The sequence below is a fragment of the Bariatricus sp. HCP28S3_A4 genome, from assembly GCF_052066395.1.
GTDB lineage: Bacteria > Bacillota > Clostridia > Lachnospirales > Lachnospiraceae > Allocoprococcus.
Genome location: NZ_JBQHSE010000074.1, coordinates 1 through 2,048, shown reverse-complemented (window position 1 = coordinate 2,048; position 2,048 = coordinate 1). Strand labels below are relative to the sequence as shown.

Sequence of the window (2,048 nt, the reverse complement as noted above, 5' to 3'; positions counted from 1 at the left end):
CGGTACTGCTTCTTCGCGTATTCAATGCTCCTCTACCAATCTACTTTGTAGATTCCTGAGCTTCGGTAGTGTGTTTCAGCCCCGGACATTTTCGGCGCAGGACCTCTCGACCAGTGAGCTATTACGCACTCTTTTAATGTATGGCTGCTTCTAAGCCAACATCCTGGTTGTCTTTGAAATCCCACATCCTTTTCCACTTAACACACATTTTGGGACCTTAGCTGCAGGTCTGGGCTCTTTCCCTTTTGACTGCCCAACTTATCTCGTGCAGTCTGACTCCCGTGAATCATCTGGCTGGCATTCGGAGTTTGATATCGCTTGGTAAGCTTTGACGCCCCCGCACAAATTCAGTGCTCTACCTCCAGCAGACTCTCACGAGGCTAGCCCTAAAGCTATTTCGAGGAGAACCAGCTATCTCCGGGTTCGATTGGAATTTCTCCCCTATCCACACCTCATCCCCACCCTTTTCAACGGATGTGGGTTCGGCCCTCCATTGCCTTTTACGGCAACTTCAGCCTGGACATGGATAGATCACCCGGTTTCGGGTCTACTCCATCTGACTTCCCGCCCTATTAAGACTTGTTTTCACTTCGGCTCCGGACCTTCAGTCCTTAACCTTGCCAGATGGCGTAACTCGCCGGACCGTTCTACAAAAAGTACGCGGTTGAACATATAAAGTTCTTCCACAGCTTGTAAACACAGGGTTTCAGGTTCTCTTTCACTCCCCTCCCGGGGTCCTTTTCACCTTTCCTTCACAGTACTATGCGCTATCGGTCACTAAGGAGTATTTAGCCTTACGGGGTGGTCCCCGCTCGTTCCCACAAGGTTTCTCGTGTCTCGTGGTACTCTGGATCCTGCCATGCTGACTTGTCTTTCGCTTACGGGGCTTTCACCCTCTCTGGCTGGCTTTCCCAAAACCATTCTGCTAAACTTGTCAGATCATTTCTGCAGTCCGAACCCCGGAATGCACGCATTCCGGTTTGGGCTCTTTCCATTTCGCTCGCCGCTACTTTGGAAATCACGGTTGTTTTCTCTTCCTCCGGCTACTTAGATGTTTCAGTTCACCGGGTTCCCCTCCATACGTTATGGATTGGCGTATGGATACTGGAGGTCTGCTCCAGTGGGTTTCCCCATTCAGATATCTCCGGATCGTTGGATATTTGCTCCTCCCCGAAGCTTTTCGCAGCTTATCACGTCTTTCATCGGCTCTTAGTGCCAAGGCATCCACCCTGCGCTCTTTCTAGCATAACCAATGGATGTCGAAAGCGGTTCTGCTGATTCAAAGCGGTTCTTGGAAATAACCGCTCCGTAAATCATTCGACGGGTCACTTTCTAACATCGACACATATATAGCGTTATATGCGTTGGTATTCAAGGTTGTTTTTTTACTTCGTTTTCTCGAAGTGTTAGTTAATTGTTACTCTTAAGAATAACAATCACCTCGGATGTCTTTCTCTATTTATTTGAGAATTGATTTTCTTTGTATGCGATTTTCAAGGTACATTGCATAACAGATCATCTGTTATGTATTTTCTGACTGATGTTATCAGTCATTAAAAACCAGAAAATTTTTCTAATCTTTAATCACTGGTAAAACCAGCTTTTCTTTTTTGATTCTGGCGGCCACCTGCTCTCCCACACCGTCTCCAGTGCAGTACCATCGGCCGCTTAGGTCTTAACCATCGTGTTCGGGATGGGAACGGGTGTGTCCCCTAAGCGCATCGCCACCAGAAATATTCTGTTATCTTTTTTTTCGTGAGTGCAGTCTTTCTCTTCACCCTCCAATCCGCTGCGCTTCTTGTCGGGCTACGTTCAAGCCTTCTTATGCATCTCATCTTCCATCCCTGTTCCTGCAAGCAAGCTTGCGTCACAGTTCTGTAAGCTAATCTGCGCACTCACTCCTTGATAACTAAGCAATAGACACAACACCTTACTTCTTCTTCCTTAGAAAGGAGGTGATCCAGCCGCACCTTCCGATACGGCTACCTTGTTACGACTTCACCCCAGTTATCGGTCCCACCTTCGGCAGCTCCCTCCTTTCGGTTGGG

General features: G+C 47.9%; 3 rRNA genes. All 3 read right to left on the bottom strand.

Annotated features, from left to right (window positions below):
* Window positions 1–1,251 (bottom strand): 23S ribosomal RNA (locus ACTNBF_RS16375); the annotation flags it as partial.
* Window positions 1,252–1,614: 363 nt separating this feature from the next.
* Window positions 1,615–1,732 (bottom strand): 5S ribosomal RNA (gene rrf / locus ACTNBF_RS16370).
* Between the two features lie 216 nt (window positions 1,733–1,948).
* Window positions 1,949–2,048: ribosomal RNA gene (locus ACTNBF_RS16365) — 16S ribosomal RNA — on the bottom strand; the annotation flags it as partial.